At 39.7% G+C, this 22,670-nt stretch carries 15 protein-coding genes and 1 tRNA gene; 3 read left to right on the forward strand and 13 right to left on the reverse strand.

Annotated features, from left to right (window positions below; all coding sequences use genetic code 11):
* Positions 1-364: 364 nt before the first annotated feature.
* The 11 genes from IPO27_06225 to IPO27_06275 all read right to left on the reverse strand — a co-directional run bounded on the left by IPO27_06225 (position 365) and on the right by IPO27_06275 (position 14,351).
* Positions 365-724: a hypothetical protein gene (locus tag IPO27_06225; GenBank protein MBK8846182.1), complete on the reverse strand. Its 360-nt coding sequence runs from the start codon at positions 722-724 to the stop codon at positions 365-367.
* Between the two features lie 91 nt (positions 725-815).
* Positions 816-2,393, reverse strand: coding sequence for a F0F1 ATP synthase subunit alpha (locus tag IPO27_06230; GenBank protein MBK8846183.1), 1,578 nt, complete (start codon positions 2,391-2,393; stop codon positions 816-818).
* 71 nt (positions 2,394-2,464) lie between these two features.
* Positions 2,465-3,022 carry an ATP synthase F1 subunit delta gene (atpH, locus tag IPO27_06235; protein MBK8846184.1) on the reverse strand — a complete coding sequence of 186 codons (558 nt, stop codon included), beginning with the start codon at positions 3,020-3,022 and terminating at the stop codon, positions 2,465-2,467.
* Between the two features lie 26 nt (positions 3,023-3,048).
* On the reverse strand, positions 3,049-3,543 hold the full coding sequence (locus IPO27_06240) for a F0F1 ATP synthase subunit B (GenBank protein ID MBK8846185.1): 495 nt from the start codon (positions 3,541-3,543) through the stop codon (positions 3,049-3,051).
* A gap of 86 nt (positions 3,544-3,629) precedes the next feature.
* Entirely contained in the window at positions 3,630-3,884 is a 255-nt protein-coding gene (gene atpE, locus IPO27_06245) for an ATP synthase F0 subunit C (GenBank protein MBK8846186.1), read from the reverse strand.
* A gap of 39 nt (positions 3,885-3,923) precedes the next feature.
* Positions 3,924-5,096, reverse strand: coding sequence for a F0F1 ATP synthase subunit A (atpB, locus tag IPO27_06250; GenBank protein ID MBK8846187.1), 1,173 nt, complete (start codon positions 5,094-5,096; stop codon positions 3,924-3,926).
* A 369-nt stretch (positions 5,097-5,465) separates the two neighbouring features.
* Positions 5,466-7,733, reverse strand: coding sequence for a T9SS type A sorting domain-containing protein (locus IPO27_06255; GenBank protein ID MBK8846188.1), 2,268 nt, complete (start codon positions 7,731-7,733; stop codon positions 5,466-5,468).
* Positions 7,734-7,737: 4 nt separating this feature from the next.
* On the reverse strand, positions 7,738-10,029 hold the full coding sequence (locus IPO27_06260; protein ID MBK8846189.1) for a T9SS type A sorting domain-containing protein: 2,292 nt from the start codon (positions 10,027-10,029) through the stop codon (positions 7,738-7,740).
* 17 nt (positions 10,030-10,046) lie between these two features.
* Positions 10,047-12,104 carry a T9SS type A sorting domain-containing protein gene (locus tag IPO27_06265; protein ID MBK8846190.1) on the reverse strand — a complete coding sequence of 686 codons (2,058 nt, stop codon included), beginning with the start codon at positions 12,102-12,104 and terminating at the stop codon, positions 10,047-10,049.
* 133 nt (positions 12,105-12,237) lie between these two features.
* Complete coding sequence (locus IPO27_06270) at positions 12,238-13,416, reverse strand: hypothetical protein (protein MBK8846191.1); 1,179 nt, start codon at positions 13,414-13,416, stop codon at positions 12,238-12,240.
* Positions 13,413-14,351, reverse strand: coding sequence for a DUF2157 domain-containing protein (locus tag IPO27_06275; GenBank protein MBK8846192.1), 939 nt, complete (start codon positions 14,349-14,351; stop codon positions 13,413-13,415). Before IPO27_06275 ends, IPO27_06270 begins: the two co-directional genes overlap by 4 nt.
* A gap of 115 nt (positions 14,352-14,466) precedes the next feature.
* On the opposite strand from IPO27_06275, the gene IPO27_06280 reads away from it, so the two are divergent.
* The 3 genes from IPO27_06280 (at position 14,467) to thiL (ending at position 18,462) form a co-directional block, all read left to right on the forward strand.
* Positions 14,467-15,888, forward strand: a complete 1,422-nt coding sequence (locus IPO27_06280) for a TolC family protein (GenBank protein ID MBK8846193.1) — start codon at positions 14,467-14,469, stop codon at positions 15,886-15,888.
* 22 nt (positions 15,889-15,910) lie between these two features.
* On the forward strand, positions 15,911-17,299 hold the full coding sequence (locus IPO27_06285; GenBank protein MBK8846194.1) for an efflux RND transporter periplasmic adaptor subunit: 1,389 nt from the start codon (positions 15,911-15,913) through the stop codon (positions 17,297-17,299).
* Positions 17,300-17,409: 110 nt separating this feature from the next.
* A complete protein-coding gene (gene thiL, locus IPO27_06290) occupies positions 17,410-18,462 on the forward strand; it encodes a thiamine-phosphate kinase (protein ID MBK8846195.1) in 1,053 nt (350 codons plus the stop codon).
* Positions 18,463-18,494: 32 nt separating this feature from the next.
* Here thiL and IPO27_06295 read toward each other — a convergent pair.
* Both IPO27_06295 and IPO27_06300 read right to left on the reverse strand, forming a co-directional pair.
* Positions 18,495-18,578, reverse strand: a tRNA-Leu gene (locus IPO27_06295).
* Between the two features lie 48 nt (positions 18,579-18,626).
* Entirely contained in the window at positions 18,627-22,523 is a 3,897-nt protein-coding gene (locus tag IPO27_06300) for a choice-of-anchor L domain-containing protein (protein MBK8846196.1), read from the reverse strand.
* Between the last annotated feature and the right edge of the window lie 147 nt (positions 22,524-22,670).

Below are 22,670 nucleotides of genomic sequence, written 5' to 3' on the forward strand. Positions count from 1 at the left end.
ATGCTTTTCAATACAACTCGACAATAAGAAAAAGTTGTTGTATTGGAATTCAAATGTTTTATGAAATAATAAAATTACGGGAAAAAGGCTTTATGGCTAAAGGCGCAACTTTATTGCAACATGCTGACAACTCTTTCGTTCATAATTTCAAATTAACTTTGTATTTCTTTCTAAAGAAATAGTTACATCCAATAGTACGTCCTAAGCTATTAGTTTCATCTATATCTGCAACAACTCTATAGCATACAATCACTTTTGTAAAAAAAGCTGGGATGTTTTATTGAAATAAAAAATCCTTTGGCTTTTCGAAATGCGCTTAACATCCTAAATAATTCAATTGAAAAAAAACTTTAAGCCCACTGCATTAATTCTCAGGGGTACCATTTTGCACCCAGCATGAAAGCGTTTTAATAGTCGCATCATCTAGCTTAGAAGCATCTTGGGGCATTTTACTAAACCCGGACTTATGTTGTATCGAACCAAGAAACTTATCTTGACCTGCTACCGATTTGGCAGAAGAATACGAACTTAAATTAATCCCTGCTGCATTACTTGTTGCATTATGGCAACCCGAAGTTGCACACTTGGAATCTAAAATAGCTTTAACGGTACCATTATACGTTGCTACTGTTCCGGCACAATCAAAAGTTTCTATACCTTGCTTTTTGCAAGAATAAATGGAACAAACCAAAACCAAAAAAACTCCAATAATTATTTTCATCATGTTGATATTTGAATAACGATTTCAAAAATAAAATAAAAAACCCACTTTAAAATTAAAGCGGGCGTTTTTATAGTATAATTAACCTTCACGATTATTCGTAACGCCTGGATAACTCCTTACCTACGCGCTCCAAAGTGCCTGTAATTTCATCATCCAATTGGCCTGCCTTTAGTTTATCTAATATGCCCTTATGTCGCACTTCCAACGTATTAAGGAAATCGGCTTCAAAATCTTTTACTTTATTTATAGGCACACTGCGCAGCAATCCTTTTGTTCCTAAGTAGATAATAGCAATTTGTTTTTCAACAGTAACTGGCGAGTACTGACCTTGCTTAAGCACTTCCACATTGCGCGAACCTTTGTCGATAACTGCTTTTGTGGCAGCATCCAAATCACTTCCGAACTTAGCAAAAGCTTCCAACTCCCGGTATTGTGCCTGATCGAGCTTTAAGGTTCCTGCTACTTTTTTCATCGATTTAATCTGGGCATTACCTCCCACACGCGAAACACTTATACCCACGTTAATAGCAGGGCGAACACCGCTATTAAACAGGTTTGCCTCTAGAAATATTTGTCCATCCGTAATGGAAATTACGTTAGTAGGAATATATGCAGACACATCACCTGCCTGTGTTTCAATTATAGGTAATGCAGTTAATGAGCCTCCACCTTTTACTTTTCCTTTCAACGAGGGTGGTAGGTCGTTCATCTGTGCTGCAATTTCATCAGAGTTAATCACCTTGGCAGCACGCTCAAGCAAGCGGCTATGTAGATAAAATACATCGCCAGGATATGCTTCGCGTCCCGGTGGTCTGCGCAACAATAGCGATACTTCACGATAAGCTACTGCTTGCTTAGATAAATCATCATATATAATTAACGCTGGACGGCCTGTATCGCGAAAGTATTCGCCAATAGCAGCCCCGCACAATGGCGCAAAAAACTGCATAGGAGCAGGCTCAGCAGCAGAGGCAGCAACTACAATGGTATATGGCATAGCACCGCGCTCTTCCAATATTTTTACAATATTGGCTACCGTACTTCCTTTTTGTCCAATGGCAACATAGATACAATATACTGGTTTGCCAGCATCATAAAATTCGCGTTGATTAATGATGGTGTCAATACACACAGCTGTTTTTCCGGTTTGACGATCGCCAATTACCAACTCACGTTGCCCGCGCCCTATCGGAATCATGGCATCAATAGCTTTAATTCCTGTTTGCAAAGGTTCAGTTACTGGCTGACGGTAAATTACACCCGGTGCCTTCCGTTCAATAGGCATTTCAAACTTCTCTCCTGTAATTGGGCCTTTTCCATCTATCGGATTTCCTAAGGCATCAACTACGCGGCCTAGTAATCCTTCACCTGCATGTATAGATGCAATGCGGCCTGTTCTTTTAGCCGTATCTCCTTCGCTCAGATTTCCTTGTGGCCCTAACAATACCGCCCCTACATTATCTTCTTCCAGATTTAATACAATCCCTTGAAGGCCGTTTTGAAACTCTATCAATTCTCCACTTTGTACATTTTGTAAACCGTACAAACGTGCAATACCATCTCCTACTTGAAGTATGGTACCAACTTCTTCTAGTTCAGAAGCTGTTTTAAAATTTGAAAGCTGTTGCTTTAAAATTGCAGATATTTCTGCTGGTTTTATTTCCGCCATTTTTGTTTTTGTATTCTCTAAGCATCTAAGTATTAGTCTGCTTAAAAGTTATTTTATCAACTTAATTAAAATCAATATTCTTTTATGTAAGGGTTTTCCTGGAATTTCCTGCGCAACTTATCTAACTTGGTTCGAAGCGATGTGTCGTCCTGTCGGTCGCCAACACGGATAATAAATCCACCTAAAATATCTTTATCTACTTTTTCTTCAAGCGAAACCTCTTTGCCAATCGCTTGTTTAATTACCGTTTTTACAGAAGTACGCATTGATTCGTCAAGTGCAATAGCAGTAGTAATTTGTGCTCTTTCAACTCCTATATGTTTCAAATATGAATTAGTAAATGCGGTTGCAATTCCTTCAACATCACCTGCACGACCTTTTACTGTAAGCAAATTAATAAACTCCATGGTTAATTTATTTACTTTATCAGCCAGCAACGCATGCATTACACTTTTCTTGGTATTGGGCTTCACAACAGGGCTTTGGAGCATGGTACGTAAGTCGCGGCTTACCTTGCATGCCTCCTTTATATATTGCATATCATCATTAACCTGCACCAGAATATTTTGTTCTAGTGCCAAATCAAACAATGCTTTGCTATATCTTGCTGCTACTTTATTATTGAACATTTTATTTATATAAAAAAGTAAAAAGATTAATTTAGGTTTACGTTTTCAAGCAACGCCTTAATGAGTATCTTTTGCTTATCGGGCGATGATAGTTCCTCGGTCAATAATTTTTGAGCAATATCTACCGATAAGTTAGCAACCTGATTTTTTAGTTCAGTAATAGCTGCCATCTTTTCATTTTGTATATTTTCTCTTGCAATTTTAATTAGGCGATCAGCTTCTTCCTGTGCCTTGCCCTTTGCATCGTTAATAATCTTGTCTTTCGTATCGCGGGCTTCTTTTAATAACAAATCACGCTCGTTGCGTGCTTCTGCTAATATTCGTTGGTTGTCCGATTGTATCTGCGCCATTTCTTCCTTAGTGCGCTTAGCAACATCCAACGCATCTGAAATGGATTTTTCGCGCTCACTCAATGCGTTCATTATAGGTTTCCAGGCAAACTTTCCTAACACAAATAAAAGCGTAAAGAATGCAATAAGCATCCAGAATATCAGTCCTAACGAGGGTTTTATAAGTTCCATTTTTTAATTCAGATTATGTTTAACTAGTAACTCTTTTGTAAATAAAATCAGAGTGCAACCAAGCGTTGCACTCATGATTTAATTCTTTAGCTTTTGAAGGTAACCAATAGTCCTACTACCATGGCAAAGAAGGCAGCACCTTCAACCAATGCAGCGGTAAGAATCATGTTTGCACGGATATCGCCTGCTATTTCGGGCTGACGAGCCATAGACTCTAAAGCCGAACCACCTATGCGACCGATGCCTAAACCGGCACCCATTGCAGCAAGACCTGCGCCTATAGCTGCCAATCCGTAACCCATTCCTAAATTACCTGCTTCAAGCAAAATTGATGATAACATATTATATAAATTTTAAAACGTTTAAAAAACCAAATTCAGTTAATGTGCCATTTCGGCTTTAGTTTCATGCGCATGCGAATCGTGATGATGATCTTCGATTGCTGCTCCAATATATATGGCCGAAAGAAGTGTAAATACAAATGCTTGAAGAAAGGCTACAAGTAGCTCGAGTACGGTCATAAATACTACGAAGGCTGTACTAAATATGGCTGCACCAATACCTGCACCTGTATTCATCTCTCCAAAAATAAATATGAGTGAAAAGAAAGCCAAGGCTATAATGTGTCCGGCTGTAATGTTCGCAAAGAGACGTATCATTAATACAAACGGACGCAGGAAAAATCCAAGAATTTCAATAGGCGTAAGTAAAAATAGCACCCACTTTGGCACTCCAGGCATGGCAACAATATGCATCCAATATCCGGGTTTTGCTTTTACAGTTACTATTACTAACGTAATAACCGCTAATACCATTGCTACAGCTATACTCCCGGTTACATTTGCTCCAAAAGGGAATATCGGAATAAGCCCTAATAAATTATTAATCCAAATAAAGAAAAATGCAGTTAGTAAGTATGGCATATACTTTTGATAGTGCGGCCCAATAGATGCTTTTGCTATATCATCGCGCACAAAAACTATAAGTGGCTCAATTAGCGATTGAAGCCCTTTTGGGGCCATGCCTGTGCGCTTGCTATATGCTTTGGCAACTGATGTAAATATTAAAATTAGCAGAACCACACTTATCAGCATAGCGAATACATTCTTGGTAATACTTAAATCGTATAATTTGCTTCCATCTTCAGCTACAATTTCATTGTGCTCCAGGCGAAACCCATTATATGCATCATGCCCATGATTGAACTTAGAAGACAAAAAGGAATGAAAGCCTTTGGTAGGCGAATAAATAAGTACAGGTAAAGGGATTGAGAAATGGCCAGCAATATGCCAATCGTGTGCATCGCTTATATGCTCCACTATCATTTTTCCTGCATCAAACTTAGCTTCTTCGTGCGGTGCTTCTGCATGTGTATCGTTGGATACTGCATGTGCTTCTGCATCAGCCTTGGTAGTGCCATTATCCAATTGCTGCATGGTTTCGGCAGGTGCCGCATGGTCTTGCCCTACGGCATTTGCAGATATAACAGCAACAAAAAATAGAGCAACTAATATATGTGCGTAAATCCCGAAACGGTTTGTGTGCTTATTCATAGATAAATTGGAGCAAAACCCCTTTTAAAATCGGGCGCAAAGGTAAAATTTAGAATTTTGAATGCAAACGATGAAAAAAAAATGTTTTACCGCCTTTTCCCTCCTATATATAATGATTTGAAAAGTTATTTCGCCCCCTATTTTTATGCATTACAAATAGGGAAGAAGAGCTATTTCAACAATGATTAATACCAAAATTGGGAAGAAACCGGGAAACTCCCAAGTAATTTAGGCCCAAGGTGTTTTCTTATAATACAATAGCAAAACCTAAAATGCGATGATAGAGCCTTCTTATAAATCGATTAGAGCGGATAGTTCCTCCTAACATAAAAAAAGACTCGACCTATTTTCCCGTCTATCTAAGTGGCGTTACTCCCTCACAAACCTTCCCCATAACACACTATTATCAGCAATTACTTGCACATGATAGCAACCGGTGGCAAGCGTTTGCGTGCTAATAGAAATCCTATTGGTATTAATAGATGATAACGATTGAATCACTTTGCCAGCCACATCGTATACCGTTATAGTTACATTTTGCATATAAGGCCCAGTAAGAGCAATCATGTCATTGGCAGGGTTAGGCGAAAGGATAAAACCCGCATCAGTTAACGACTCTCCAATGCCAATTGTAAAAGCAATAACATTACTTGGCACCTGGCATCCATTGCTGTCGGCTATAAGTACATAATAATTGCCATTTACGATTGGCTGAAATGACTGTGCAGTGCTATAAACGGTAGTGTCTCCAACAATAAACCACTGGTAGCTAAATGCCTGCGTGGAGTTTAATGTTACCCCAACTAGCGTTGCAATTGGGGCAGTTGGCAACTGAAACTCAGTTATAAACCCGGGGAAAAATACCGAATCGCAACCGATTGAGTTGCAGGCCACCAATATTACATCAAACTTTCCATATTGATTATAGCAGATATTAGTAGGATTTTGATCGGTAGAGGAGGCAGGCGAAGCTCCACTGAAGTACCATGTCCATGAGTAAGGGCTATTTAGAGTTTGGTCAAAGAAATCTATGCAGTTTTTATCACAGAACAAAGAATCGCTTGAAGAGATATTAACTATAACCTGTGCACATGCGGTAAATACCAACGCCACCGAGTCCACGTTTTTACATCCGTTTATATCTGTAACGGTCACGGTATAGGTTCCGCTTGCAGCTGCTGTTATATTATTAGCACTATTGCCATTGCTCCATAGGTAACTATTATATGCACCCGGGTTAAGGTTGTATAATTGACCAATGCACAAGGTACTATCAGGGCCTAGGTTTGGTGTTGGCAAGGGGTTGATTGTAACGGGAATGGTGATGGTATCAGATGACAGGTTTGTATAAACAAGTATCAACTGAACATTATAATTGCCAGGTGCTGTAAACATATGCTTGGGATCAAGAATAAACGAAGTATTGTTGGGGCCTGAAGCAGGGTCATCAAAGTCCCAGGATGACACCACTACCGAAGCAGGATTGCCAAGCGTAAATTCTGTACTATCACCAAAACAAAGGTTTTTTACACTTGCCGATGTACTAAGAAAATTAGTCACAAAATCAGGAAGCCCTAAGGTGCAACCTCCGGGGCTAACATTAACGCCATTCGTAACCGGGTTGCAGAAACTCCCGGCTGAATCGGGGGCATTAATTACACCTACCCAACTGGTGGCGTAACGTGCAAAATACATTTTGCCGTCCAGTGCCAACTGAATATCTCCAGGGATATCGGTAAAAGTATGAATAGAAATTCCGCTTGCGCAAATATTAACGTTCGATCCTGAATTCATGTCAAACTGATAAATTTCTCCCGGAGTATAATCAACATTACAACAATAAAGGAAATTACCAGAGGCAGAAAATTCAGTACTATAAGGGTAATAGGTGTTAGGAAAAATATACGAGGCTGGATTACTAAAAACTCCTGTTGCATTGTCAAAGTCTATCAACTCCATGGTATGCATATCATAGGTGCTCATGGCAAGCTTAGTTCCATTACCATTAAAGCTCATTCCTCCCGTCCATATACCTGTCAGACCCGCTCCAATAGTTTGCGAGAGGGCAGGTTGTACGCCAGCTGCTGTTACTAATACGGTATGATATACTGCGTTTGCATTGCCATGTACCGACACCCAAAAGTCGATACCGTTTGCGTGTTTGCATGCGGTAAGTTTTTCGGCAACCGGCCCGGGTACTACGTTCACGTTTTTGGTGACTACATCTCCTAATCCTCCATTTAAATTCATGTCTATCACATTGTAACATAAACCTGCCGCGCCCGCGGCATCGGGCACGGTAAACATATAATAAAGACCATTGCCTGCAGGACTTGGAAATGCTATGCAAGACTGTGACGAAGATCCACCTCCAAACAATCCGCTGCCATTAGGCATGGGGACATGATTAGCATTGTAGATTGTTAATCCTTCGGAGTAAAAAAGCAGGTTGCCTAAAGGGTCGCTCATACTAGCGCATCCCTCGGTAGTGCTTATAGCGCCATTGTTGACTACTACGGGTGCGCCCGAATTAAAATCGATACCGGCATTGTTTCCAAAATACCAATTGGCTGTTTCTTTCTGCGCAAAAGCGCTCATACTTAAAAGAAGAAGAATTACTTGAGAGATTTGTTTCATAGTTTTAGTTTTTGATAAATTTCAGAGAATATGTTTGATGTTGCGAAAGTAACGAAACAAAATATATTCCATCTACCACATCAGATAAATTAATGTTTATCCCCAATACTCCTGAATTATTTACTCCCAATTTCACACACTTGCCATGAACATCATATACCGTGTAAGTTATTTCCTGTTCTAATACTATTTCTTTACATGGAATTATTAAGACTTGTTGCTCTTGACTGTAGTATGCGTGGCATCCGGGTTGCTGAAGATTTGGCATGGCAGTATAAAAACCAACTACATTTCCAGGTACCTGACAACCATTACTATCCGAAATGAGAACGTAATAGTTACCATTAATGGTAGGCGTAAATGATTGTGCAATGCTGTACACTGTAGTATCTCCTACTATGAACCACTGATAGCTAAAGGCAGGTGTGCTGCTAAGCATATTGCCGTTTAACGTAACTACTGGTGCAGTAGGCAATTGAAACTCCGTAATAAAGTTTAGAAACACTACGGAATCGCAGCCTGCGGCATTGCAGGCCACAAGGGTTACATCAAAACTACCATAGTTATTATAACATATTCCCAATGGATTTTGAAGCGTGCTGGTAGAAGGAACGGCCCCTGAAAAATACCACATCCATGTTGTTGGCGTGTTCTGCGACAGGTCGGTAAAGTCAATACAATTTTTATCGCAGAAAATGCTGTCGCTTGCTGCAATATTTGCGATGACTCCCGCGCATGGGACAAAAGTAACCAAAATGCTGTCTTCCGCCTTGCAGCCGTTTTGATCTGTAACGGTAATACTATACGCTCCACTGTTGGTTAGGGTTATGCTAGATGTTGTGGAGCTATTGCTCCACAAGTATGTGTTAAAAGTACCGGGGCTTAATACAAGGTTTTGACCTTGGCAAACGGTGGTGTCATTGCCTAGTGATATGGGGGTAGGAACGTTTATGGTAACCGTTAGCGGGATCGTATCGCTCGATCCGTTGAGGTACACATTAATAAGTTGAACATTATAAACACCCGGAGCGCTGTAGAAATGATTAGCCGAAAAGGTATACGCATTATTAGCAGACCCCGAGCCGGGGTCACCAAAATCCCAAGCTACCGCAATTACACTGAGCGAGTCGGCAACCGAAAAACTTGTAGTATCGCCAAGACACAAATTATTGATAAAGGCGGCATTGCCAAAATAGCTGGCAACAAAGTTGGGCAGTCCTAATCGGCTGGTGGCAGGGGAAGGGAGGGTAAATCCCTGGTCATCATAATTACAAGCCATTCCGAGCGAATCGGGATAATTAATTACACTTAAAAACGCCATCCCCTGGTTCAGGGCATGATAAATTTTTTTGTCAGGAGCCATTTGTAAAGTGCCTAAGCCTCCGCTTACACTGGTACCTATTTGCATAGCAGAGTTACATATAGCCGCAGCGCTGCCGGCAAGCATGTCCCACTGATAGATACTACCCTGCCCCTCAATTGCTCCATATACAAAGCGATTGTTATTTGACCACTCAAGCCCGTAAGCTCCTGAATATTGTGCACCGTTGCAGGTAATCGCATTGCTTACAACTCCGGTTGCATTATCGAAGTCATAAAATTCAAAGATAGACAACCCGTGTATGGATGCTGCCAATCTTTTTCCATTATGGGAGGCTTTAAGCATACCTATTTCAGAATTTGAAAAGTTACTGTAAACGGCACCTGCGCTGCTAATAACCGGAACAGGATTTATTCCTGCCGATGTAATGCTATGTGCCACAAAATTATTATTACCCATTTGATGACTAATTACCCAAACATCGCCAGTAAAAAAATTCTTTACTGCAGTAATTTTTTCTGCTGTTGGGGTATACAATTGCACATTCTTGGTAGTAATATCACCATTGCCTCCATTGAGGCTCATATCTACTATGGAATAGCAGAGTCCATCAGCGCCCGAAAATTCTTCGCATGTAAAAACGTAATACAAATTAGCACTCAACGGCTGTTTCACTATTAGTGCTGATTGCGAAGAACTCCAACCACCCAGTAAGCCACTGCCATTGGGCATTACGTTATGATTTTTATCATAACAGTTAGCGCCATCCGTATAAAAGAGAAGGTTGCCCATTCCATCGCAAATAGATGAGCTGCCTTCGTTGGTGTCGAAGCCACCATTACTTAATCCTACTGGTGCCCCGGAATTAAAATCGATACCTGCATGATTACCAAAATACCAGATGTATGCTTCTTTTTGAGCAATTAAGCTTTTGGCTACTAATACAAAGGCAAAAAATATAATTATTTTTTTCATGATATATTGTTATTTGGTTATTGTTTGACTACTCTAATGGTGCCTAAAAAATGCTCGCCTACTAACTGCACGGCATATATGCCGGAGGCAAAATTGAGCATAAGGGAATTATGTTGCGCGCCCGACAGTGCATTGTGATCCACGATGGCTCCTTTAGCATCATATACGGTGTACGTTATTTTATTATTCTGTTGTAACTGGCTAAGCGTAAATTGCAGTAAGCCACTTTGTGGATTAAACGAATATTGAATGTTTTCATCTGTAATTTCAGATACATAAAGATAAAAACCTATAACATTGCTTGGCACCTGGCATCCGTTACTATCGCTAATGAGTACATAATAATTTCCGCTAACAGTGGGCGTAAATGATTGCGAAGTTCCATACACAGAAGTGTCGCCAACAATAAACCATTGATAAGCATATGCAACAGTGCTGGTAAGGGTATTGCCATTGAGCGTAATAACAGGAGTAGCAGGCAATTGAAATTCGGTAATAAACGCAGGAAGCCAAACCGTATCGCACCCTGCAGCATTGCAGGCTATAAGTTGTACATCAAAGCTGCCATAATTATTGTAGCATATTCCGGTTGGATTTTGATCGGTTGATGAAGATGGTGAAGCCCCGGTAAAAGTCCACTGCCACGAATTAGGTGCAAATTGTGATTGATCAAAAAAGTCGATACAATTTTTATCGCAAAACGAAGTATCGCTTGCAGCTAATGCAGCAACTACCTGATTGCATACCGTAATATCTATTTGAATGTTAATAGTATCAACACTAGAATTAAAATATACCATAACTACTTGTACATTATAGGTGCCCGGTGCCGAAAATATATGATAAGGCTGATAGATATAACTAGTATTGTTAGGCCCGGTAGAAGGATCGCCAAAGTCCCACGACACTGCTACTACAGACAATGAATCGGCAACGGCAAACTTTGTAGTATCGCCAAAACAAAAATTTTCGTATAGCAAGGGTGAGCCTAATGTGCCAGCTATCCATTGGGGCATGCCCAAGTAAACTGTATTGTTTGTACTAAATGCATTGGCCACGCCATTGCAAGCAGTACCTGCCGAATCAGGGGCATTAATTACACTCAAAAAATTGTTTGACCACGATGGAGTATAGATTTTGCCATTGGGGGCCAATTGTAACTGTCCGATATAATTTTGCACACTTAATACCTGAACACCGGTTGTAATAATTGTTGAGTTAACTCCTGAGATCATATCATATTGATAGGCAAGGCCGGGTATTACATCTACGTTTCCCACATATAGATACCTGCCTTTTTCTGAAAACTCAAATCCATACGTTGGAAAATTAAATGGGAAGGTATATTTGGCCGGGTTGCTTAATGTGCCTGTTTGAGAATCGAAGTCAAATAATTCGAATGCATCATTTGCATAATCAGCTACAGCAACTTTTTTTCCATCGTGCGAAAATTTTAAACATCCTACTGCAAAAGGATGCACACTGCCAATAGTTTGCGATTGGGGCAATCCCACTCCTGCAGATGTAACTTGTACTTTAACGTAAGTATTGCTATTGTTAAGTTGTACCATTACCCAAGCATTCTTGCTGCCAGGTATATAAACACCATGTAGTTTTTCGGCAAATGAGCCTGCCTGTACGGTGACATTTTTTGTCATTATATCTCCCAGACCTCCATTTAGGGTCATATCAATAAGGCTGTAAGTAAGACCTGAGGGGCCTCCAACATCGGGTATCGTAAAAATATAATATCGCAATGTATTGCCGGGATCAGGAACTACCACACATGACTGCGAAGCACTAAAACCTCCAAACAGTCCGGTACCATTGGGCATAGCAACATGATTTGCGTTGTACACCGTTATGCCATCGCTATAAAATAAAAGATTACCAAACGCATCACTTTGGGTAATACATCCTTCGTTGGTGTTCATGGCACCGTTATTAAGAACTACAGGAGAGCCGCTACTAAACTCGCATCCTGCATTACCACCATAATACCAGGTATTTGTGGCATTCTGAGCGTTTGTTTTATATAGTAGCATCAGAAAAAATAAAAACGTAATTTGCTTCATACTTAAAATTGATTTAAAGATATTGTTTTCAGTGGTTTCAAAACCCGGAAAGGGGTTTCAAAAATATTTATTATTTAAGGATTTTATAAAAATAGATACTTTTTTTTAATTACAGGAATGTTAACTAAAAAAATCAAATATCTCCTTGTGCTCCGGCTCCGCCAAATTCACCCCCTCCAAATTCGGTTTTGTTCTGTTGGGGCTGTACACCTGAATTAGTTGCAGTTTGTATCATCAGCATGGTGGATATGAGTTGATTAATCTTGGTAAAATCATTTTGCGTTTGCTCCAGCGAATAGGTATCCGGTTTGTTTTTTGACAACAGAAACCCAGCCGCTGCAAGCAGCAAGCATAAAATACCCGAAGCAAGCAATACCCATTCGTACTCCCAATTCCAAACGTATAGGGCCATGGTTAAAAAAGCCACAACCAGCGAAAGCAAGCCCATCACAACAAGCAAAATATCTCTACGTATCATATGTCGCCAGATAACATAAACAGGCCAGGCAAACATGAAAAGGACACCTAACATGTTCCATATCTTAGGCATCAAGACTTGTGTACTTGCTTTTTCATTTAGCAACGTATCTTGTATAAAAACATTCAACCCAAAGGTAATCATGGCTACTAAGGCCGCACGGCTTGCCGCAGCCGAGTCAGCATAGATTATACTGCTTTTTTCAAAAATTTTAGGAATTACCCATTCATAGCAAAAGAACAAGACAGCAATTGAAAAATAAAAGAATGCCGTAAAAAAAGCTCCCGGAATTTCCACTAATATAGTTAACATACTTGCTCCCAATAAAGCAAAAGCTACAAGCACAAGTAGCCAATCGATGGTATAAAATGCGCCTACAAGCACAATTAAAAAATTGATAAAAAATATAAATGAAACCGCACCAGAGCTGTTAAAATTGCCTGTTAACAACAAGGTTATTCCAACGCAAAAAATGAATAAATTACCATACAACAAACCATGATCAATACCATTTTTAAAATACTCCTTTTCTCTGATAAAATAAATAGACGAAGCCAACCCCAACATGCCAAAGACCAAACACAAAATTCGCAGAGCATTTTCGCTGAAGGCGTCTAAAAAAAGTGCAGCTAAGCCAAAAACAGCCGCAACCAAAATAGCCGCAAGCAAAAACAATCCTATACGCACCGACCAAATCGTTTTTTTGTAATTAGGCACAAGTTTTTGATAGGTTTCAACAAATGCTGTATCAGATATCCACTCATTCTGCTTCCATTCATTCACATATTCCAGCAATATCGTATTGCGGATTTTTATCTTATCGTAAAGTTTCATTTGATGTCAAATTTATGCCTGTAATGGCGAATGTATTTGATGGCCATGATAGCCGTGGCAATAAAATATATCATGGCAAAATAGCCCGATCCAAATCCAGTGGTATTTACGATAATAAAGGTTGTGCCTGCATAGGCATATAGTACAACAAATACATACATGACAAAAGATTTTAACTGTAAAGCTAGGCGAAACGAAAAATACAAAACAGCTAACAGGATTAGGAACCAAAGCAAATGCAGGCTTAAATTGCTTAACGCTATAAGCGATATGGATACCAGGTGAAAACCAAAGGTGTAATATGAAAAAGAAAAATGAGCAAAGAAAAGTTTTCGATGATGGAAATAACCTGTTACAAACAAACCCAAACCAAGAGCAATAGCGCTGTAAAAAACCGCTTCGTGCTGAAACGGAAATAAGAGGTAACCTGTTACCAGTACAAATTTAATTCCGATAGAAGCTGCAACGTTTGATATAGCAATGCAGAGCACTGCAACATCATCAAAATAATATGCAAGTATTGCTTGAAAAAATGCCGGTACCAGGAAAGCCATCCAATGCAAATTTCCAAACACTCCAAATTGATATTGCATATAAGCTACTGCAATAGACAACAGCACTGCACTTGACGAAAGCAAATAATCATACCATAAAGTGGTTTCATACTTTGTCCGCTTTACAAAACAAATAAACAAACCCATTAAACACATAGAAAACAATGCAATTAGTAGTGCCAGATGGCCTATCTGCTCAAAATGCTTGTATATAAGTATACTTACAGCTCCTAAAACTGCGCTACTGCCGGTATATAGCAACATAGACACGGGAGTATAAATGGACCCTGGCCTGGTTTTTTCGCATGCTTCAATATGCTGCAGCAATTCAGGCTTTACTAAATCTGCAATAACAAGCTCTTTGATAGGTGACTTTGGCATCTTATATTTTATCTTTGTAACAATATTAACGAGTTAGATTCTAATACTTTAACAAAGGTAGCGATGGAGTTTGCAGATTTGCATACTTTTATCCACCATATTCAAAATTTTTCTAATGAAATCACTAAAGCTGACCATAGTTTTTTTCTTACTATCCATAGTTTTTGCGCAAGCGCAAAAATGGAGTTTGAAAGAATGCATAGAATATGCACTAAATAATAATTTGACCATACAGCAATCTGCCCTTAACGCTGAACTAACACATCTGCAATTAAAGCAAAATAAATTTAACCTGCTGCCTACCGTTAACGGACAGGCAGGTCAGAACAATAATTTTGGTCGAACAGTAGATCCCTTTACAAATCAATTTACAACGCAGGAAATAAATTCCATGCAGCTAAATATCAATGCAGGACTCACCCTCTTTAATGGGTTGCAATTGCAAAATGCAATTGCCCAAAGCAAACTTGATTATAAAGCCGGCAAACAAGATTTGGAAAAGGTAATTAACGATATATCGTTGGCAGTGGCCACAGCATACTTACAATCGCTTTTTGCTATGGAGCAAAAAAAGGCAACCGAATTGCGCTTACAATCCTCTTCGAAACAAGAGGAATTTATTAAGAAGCAAGTACTTGCGGGAGTTTTGCCTGAGGGTAGTTTGTATGATATAAATGCGCAAGTAGCTACCGAAGAGTTGGCAGTATTAAATGCAGGCAACCAGGTAATACAGTCACTGTTAACATTACGGCAATTGATGAATCTGGATAGTGCAGAAACAGAATTTAATATCATTGTTCCTGATCTTGCTCTGCCCGACCAATCGATCGCAAATTACACGGCACAACAAATCTATATAAATGCTTTGCGAGTTCAACCCGATGTGCAAAGTGCAGAAACTCGAGTGCTTAGTGCCCGCAAAGGCACTGCCATTGCAGTAGGAAGATTGTCGCCACAAATAAGTATGTTTGGGGCTCTTGGTACTGGTTATTCGAGTGCCTTACGCGCCTTAGATGGCACTCCGTTGCTCAAAGGGTTTTTGCCAAATGGTGATGTTACCTCAACTGGCGACCTTGTTCTTAGTCCCGATTTTGATGTCAAATTAAAAGGTGTTTCCATATCCAATCAATTCGATCAAAACTTTAACAAGTCGTTTGGTTTTAGTTTACAGTTACCTATTTTTAATGGGTTGAGCACACAAAATAGTATCAAACGAGCAAAATTAAGTGTAAAGCAATCGGAGCTAAATCTTACTACAGTTCAGAATAATCTTTTTAAAAATATACAACAAGCTGTTACAGATGTAAAAGCAGCTCAATCGCGTTATGATGCAGCACAAAAATCTGCCAATGCTAACAAGCTTGCCTATAACTATGCAGATAAGAGATTTATAGCCGGCCTGGCAACTTCGCTCGATTTTTTGAATGCAAAAAACAATCTTGCACGTGCAGATTCAGAATTGCTCCAGGCGCGGTTCGATTTGATTTTTAAAATCAAAGTTCTGGAATTTTATAACGGAAACAAACTAACTCTTTAACTATATATAATAGCACAATCGTATGAAAAACAAATGGATGATATTAGGAATCATAGTTGTAGTGGTATTACTTACAGCTGTGATAGCCAAAAAATCAGGATGGATTGGAGATAGTGGCAAAAAGAAAGTTGCGGTAGCAGAAGTAGAACGCAGAACAATTGTACAACTGGTATCGGCTAGTGGAAAAGTGCAACCAGAAACCGAATTGAAAATAAGTTCAGATGTATCGGGAGAGATTGTTGATCTTGCTATTAAAGAAGGACAGGTTGTAAAAAAAGGAGATTTACTGGCAAAGATAAAACCAGATATCTATGCTAGCGATTTGGATCGTGCGCGTGCATCACTTAATACAAGCATAAGCGGATTGGCAGGAAGCAAGTCGCGTCTGGAGCAGGCACAGTCTCAAGCCGAAAGAGCCAAAACTGCATATAACCGAGCCAAGCAATTATATGATGACAAAGTAATATCACAACAGGATTTTGAAACCTCACGTTCTGCTTACGAAGTTGCCAAGGCCGAAGTGGATGCTGCCAATCAAAATATACGTGGAAGTGCATTTGGAATTGAAAGTGCCAACGCTACAGTAAAACAGGCGCAGGAAAACTTAAATAAAACAGCCATCTATGCTCCTGTAGATGGAACCATTTCATCGCTTAGTAAACGTAAAGGTGAACGTGTTGTGGGAACCAATATGATGGATGGTACCGAAATTATGCGCCTTGCAAATCTAAATGAAATGGAAGTAGTTGCAGATGTAAGCGAGTCTGACATTATACGAGTGCACCTTAATGATACTGCTGAAATAGAAATAGACGCATACAACGACCGAACGTTTACAGGTATCGTTACAGAAATTGCGAATACAGCCACCTCCAACATGCTTACACAAAGTACCGATCAGGTTACTAATTATACGGTAAAGATTCGCATTCTACGCTCATCCTACGAGGACTTGATTCCAAAAGACAATCCAGATATGAGCCCATTTAGACCAGGCATGTCGGCTTCGGTAGATGTCAGAACTACCAAGGTCCTTGATGTATTATCTGTACCTATACAATGTGTTACCACACGCGATACCACTAAGGATAAAAAAGTAGATTCTAAAAAATTCTCTGTAAAAATTGGAAACGATAATAAGGATAAGAAAAAAGAAAATGACAATTCATCTTCTACCGATGATGAAAAAAATATTGTTGAGTGTATCTATATCATTAAAGAAAATAAGGCTGAGCGTGTCTTGGTAAAAACCGGAATACAAGACAATAATTATATTGAAATAAAATCAGGCTTAACAGGCAAAGAAAAAGTAATCACCAAACCCTATGTCACCATTTCAAAGCTTCTTGAAAATGGAGATGACATTGAAGTGGTTGATGAAAAGGAACTTTTTGAAGGCGAGGAAAAATAATTCCAGCCCCTGCAATTAGACTAATTTTATATTAATAAAGACGGAGGTCCATACGTTTTGATTATGAATAAAAATAATAATCATGGGCTAACTATTATTAACTTTGCTCCATGTTTGAAAATACTGATAATCGAACCGAATTAAGCTCGCTTGGCGAATTTGGACTAATAGAACTGCTGGCTAAATCTGTTCAACTATATAACAAAGAAGTAATCAAGGGAATTGGAGATGATGCTGCAGTGCTTGATTTAAAAACTTCTGAAACAGTAATTACAACCGACATGTTAACGGAGGGTATTCACTTCGACTTGAGTTATACTCCACTAAGACACTTGGGCTACAAAGCAGTTGCCATAAATATTTCGGACTTATGTGCTATGAATGCTACACCTTTGGCAATAACTGTAAGCTTTGCAATCAGCAATCGCTTTTCGGTAGAGGCAGTTGAAGAATTATATGCGGGAATGATGCTTGCCTGCGAGCGTTATAAAGTTGATATTGTAGGAGGAGACACGGTAAGTTCTGCAGGTGGCTTAACTATAAGTATTACTGCCATTGGTCAATGTAAAAAAGAGAAAATAATTTATCGTCATGGAGCCGCTGAAAAAGACTTAATCTGTGTAACAGGTGATGTAGGAGCAGCTTATCTTGGTTTACAATTATTAAAACGGGAGAAACAAATTTTTCTCGAAAACCCTAAAATTCAACCCGACCTAAGCGGGAACGATTATTGTCTGGAGCGCCAATTAAAACCCGAAGCCAGGATTGATATCATTCAAAAATTTGGTGAGGTAGGTATTCACCCATCCTCTATGATTGATATCAGCGATGGCCTTGCCTCTGAGTTGTTTCACCTTTGCAAGCAATCAAATGTGGGTTGCCGCGTGTACGAAGAAAAAATTCCAATTGACGTGAAAGCGGCAGAGCTTGCCGAAGAACTCAACCTAAACCCTATTACTTGTGCGTTTAATGGTGGCGAAGATTATGAGTTGCTTTTTACTGCTCCTATATCACAATATGAATTAATAAAAAGTGTAAGCGACATTAGCATTATCGGACATATTACAGAACCTATTACCGGCTTGTATATGGTTGACCGAGGCAATCAAGAAATTCAATTGCGCGCACAAGGGTGGAGTGCTTTTGATGTGCATAATAATTAAGAAGCAAATACGGTCGTAATTTCTTTTTCAAGTGCCCGAGAGGAGAGTCGAACTCCTACAGGTTTTACCCTACAGGCTTCTGAGACCTGCGCGTCTACCAATTTCGCCACCCGGGCTTGTGTGGCAAAGCTATATCATTTTTGCAAATTAATAATAAGATAAGGCTACCTTAATAAGTTTATTTTTCCTGCAAACTCGTGCGCCTTGCCTCCTTTGGTGGTCACATTTATCTTGTAAACATAGGTGCCTTGTGGTGCGGGATTACCTGCCCAGTCGTTTCCATCCCATGGTTTATTAAATGAATCGCATTCGTAAACGATACCGCCCCATCGGTTATATATTATCATACTAAACGATTGCACCACAGCAACATAATTGCTTGTAAAAAACTCTTCATTCCTTCCATCTCCATTTGGCGTAAATGTGTTAGGTATAAATAATGGTGAAATAATTATTACTTCTTCCCGTGTATCCTGACATCCTATAATATTCGTTACCGTCAGTTGTACTCTATGCTCTCCAGCTTCTTTAAAATAATGTATCGGGTTCTGTTCAAACGATGCCTCATCATCTCCAAAGTTCCAATACCATGCTACGGCATTTTTTGACAAATCATAAAACTCAATTTTGGGATCAAAAAATGAATTGATATTAGGGTTTGTTCCAAAAACTGCTTCAGGGTTAAGTGGAAAATCAACGTTTAGTAGAACACTGTCAACATCGCTGCATCCATTTGGGTTTATCACCGACAGGGTTATCAGATAATTTCCTTTTTGAATAAAATCAATAAGTGGGTTGGTACCAGTACTCGTTTTGCCATTACCAAAATTCCACTTCACCTTGGCACCCGGTAGTGGATGATACATCATAGCAAATTGTACTCTTAATCCTTCGCATATAAGGCTGCTGTCCAGCAAAAATGCAGCATCAGGTGTTTCCAGTACTTCAACAGGTACAATTTGCGATGTGTCTGTACAGCCGTTTGTGTTAACTACCGTTACATACAGGTTAGACGTGTTGCTGATAACTACCGACTGGCTTATGCTGCCATTACTCCATAAATATTGTGTGCCCAAATTTGCAGATAAAGTAACCGTTTCGCCATTGCAAAATGTGAGCGGACCACTTGGCGTAATGTTTGCCACCGCTTGAAGAACTTGAAGGTTAAAAACTGCGGATGTGTTTGTACACCCAAAAAGGCTAGTAACTGTTACTATATATGCTCCTGCACTACTGGTTGCTGTTGTCTGGCTGGTACTTCCGTTTGACCATTGATAGCTTGCAAAGCTTCCGGTACTAAGTGTTGTGTTTAGCCCTTCGCATATCGCAGTATCGCCAGTTATTAATGGCAAGGGTAATGGATGTACTATCAGCGACCAGGAGGTAGTAGCTGTGCAACCATTATTATCTTTAACAGTAACGGTATATGCACTTTGCATTGTGGCACTTATTGTGGATGTAAGTGCCCCTGTTGACCATAAATAAGCACTATAAGCACCGGTGCTCAATGATGCCACTTGGCCATCGCAAATGGAAGTAGGCCCCGTTATTAACGGCACAGGTAACTGATTTACGGTTACCGGAATATTAGTGGTTGCGCTACATCCATTACTATCTGTAATAGTGACTGTATACGTTCCCGATGTAGAAGTGCTTATTGAAGAAGTGCTTGCCTGATTGCTCCATATATACTGATTCATTCCCGGAGTTGCTGTTAATACGGTGGTGTCTCCAAAACAAATTACCACGTTCCCTGTAATAGAGGGCAACGGGTTGGGGTTAACAATTAAATTATGCGAAACCGAAGCAGTGCATCCGTTTGTTGCCGTTACGGTCACGGTATACGTTCCAGTAGAATTTAAAGTAACAGCCTGTGTAGTCAATCCATTCGACCATTGATAAATCGGAAAGATGCTGTTTGCTTGTACCACTGCACTATTGCCTTGACATATTACTGCCGGGCCGGTAACCCCCGGCATCGGGTTAGGCAATATAGTTGTAGAAGCAGTTGTGCTGCCCGTACAACCATTCCATGCCGTTACGGTTACGGTATAGATTCCTTGTGTTTGTGTGCCAATGTATTGGGTAGACTGCCCGGACGACCATAGATAACTTGCATACGTGCCGCCTGCATTCAAACTAATCGTATTGCCTGCACAAGCACTGAGGGTTCCTGTTATTGCAGGTACAGGAACTGGCAAGACCTGTAAGCTGAACGATGCTGTTGCCGTACAACCATTCAAGTCAGTTACGGTGAGTGTATATGTTCCTGCAACACTGGAATTTAGAATAGGACTGGTATTTCCGGTATTCCACAGGTATGAACTAAATCCTGGGCTTGAAGAGATCTGTGCGCTCCCGCCATTACATATAGATGGCGGACCTGAAATTACAGGAACGGCTGCTGTATTAATGTTTATAGTATGCGAGTCGGTGCCCGTGCATCCATTTGCATCAGTTACGGTAACGGTATAACTTGAAGAGCCACTTACACTTATTGATGCAGCTGTTGCTCCGTTACTCCATAGATAATTGCTAAACGATCCACCATTTAATATAACTGGGGTACCTAAACATCCATTTGCAGGTCCGGTTATTAATGGTGTGGGCAGGGAATTCAATAAAACTGTTGAGACAGCCGTTCCAGTGCATCCGTTGCTATTAGTAACAGTAACCGTATATGTTCCTGCAACTGCTGTAGTTAAGGACTGTGTAGTTGTACCATTACTCCAAATATAACTTATTCCAGCATTGGCTAGCAAACTTGTCTGGCTTCCACTGCAAACTGATGTGTTACCCGAAATTGATGCCGTTGCACTATTCAAACTTACATTTACAGGAGGACTTTGAGCGGTGCAGCCCGGCCCATAAGTAACTATTACAGTATATGCTCCAGCCGAATTAACCAATATCGCTTGCGTTGTTGCCCCGTTACTCCATAGATAAGACTGCCCATTGTTAGTTGTAAGTTGTACACTTCCTCCGGGACAAAAACTCAATGGGCCATTGGCATTGATAGAGGCGTTATTGGCAATAGGGGCTACATATACACTGGTCGAACTTGCGCCACAAGCCAACGTTGAATCATAAGCGGTATATTGATTCACACTACCTAGTTGAGGCACCACAACATTTATGGTTTGGGTTGTAGCGCCTGTGCTCCAAATATAATTGCTCAAATTATTTAAACTTAAGGTAACAATAGAACCAGGGCAAGCAAATACTGTATCATTATCGGGAACTTCCGCATTGTTTACATACAATGCTAATTGACTGTAACTTGTAAAACTTCCTCCTTCTATAAATACAGCACTATTATAATTCTCATCCCCTACATCGGCAATAGCAATTTTAATGTGATAAGTCAGGCAAGGAGTAATGTATGCTTTTGCCTTTAGCACCGTTGTAAGACCGTCCATATAAAAACTTGCACCTCCGTCATTATCAATATAGTATGCACAATTGGTGCATGGACCGGTAGAGGCGCCATTCGAAAAACCATTATTTACATTATTAATTGCAACCGGAATAGCTGTATTTGGTAATAATGCTATGTTTTGCAAGCCAACAATACCGGGACCGCTAATAAAAAAAGCAAACACATCATTGAAAGGTGTATTTACATATTCATTGTATTCTTCTGAACTAAATATATACTTAAATTCTACCGAGTCGGAAGGTGCTGCAAAATCAAATTCCAAAATTGCCGCATCGTACGTAGGCGAAGCTATATTATCAAGGTCATTATCTCCTGGTTCATTTAGTATATCATCAGCAAACACATTTGCATTTCCTGTTTGATTGGCATCACCAGTGCTAATCGTAATGCCGGCCGTCATTCCAAGATTTGAACCGGTAGCAGTAAATGTTCCGCAACTAATTGGATTCCCGTTATACGTAACATTACTTACTGTTACACCACCACCTAAAATACTATTAACTAATTGCTGCGGGGTAACTCCCGCAGTAACCGTTAATTGTGCTAACCCTGTCGTGCTTGTTAATAACAATACCAGCAGGATTATTAAATTTGATTTTCCTTTTTTAAGAGAGAGTTGCATCGACAAAACGATATCGTATTTTATAAACAGGGCAACTAATATGAGAAAAAAAACTTATGAATAGTAACTATTTTTCCAAAACGTAATGAAATCAGAACAAACAGGTAAGATCGAATTCCCAATTTAACAATAATGCACGGTATTTCT

It is taken from the genome of Bacteroidota bacterium (genome assembly GCA_016714535.1).
In the GTDB taxonomy this organism is placed as follows: Bacteria; Bacteroidota; Bacteroidia; order AKYH767-A; family OLB10; genus JADKFV01.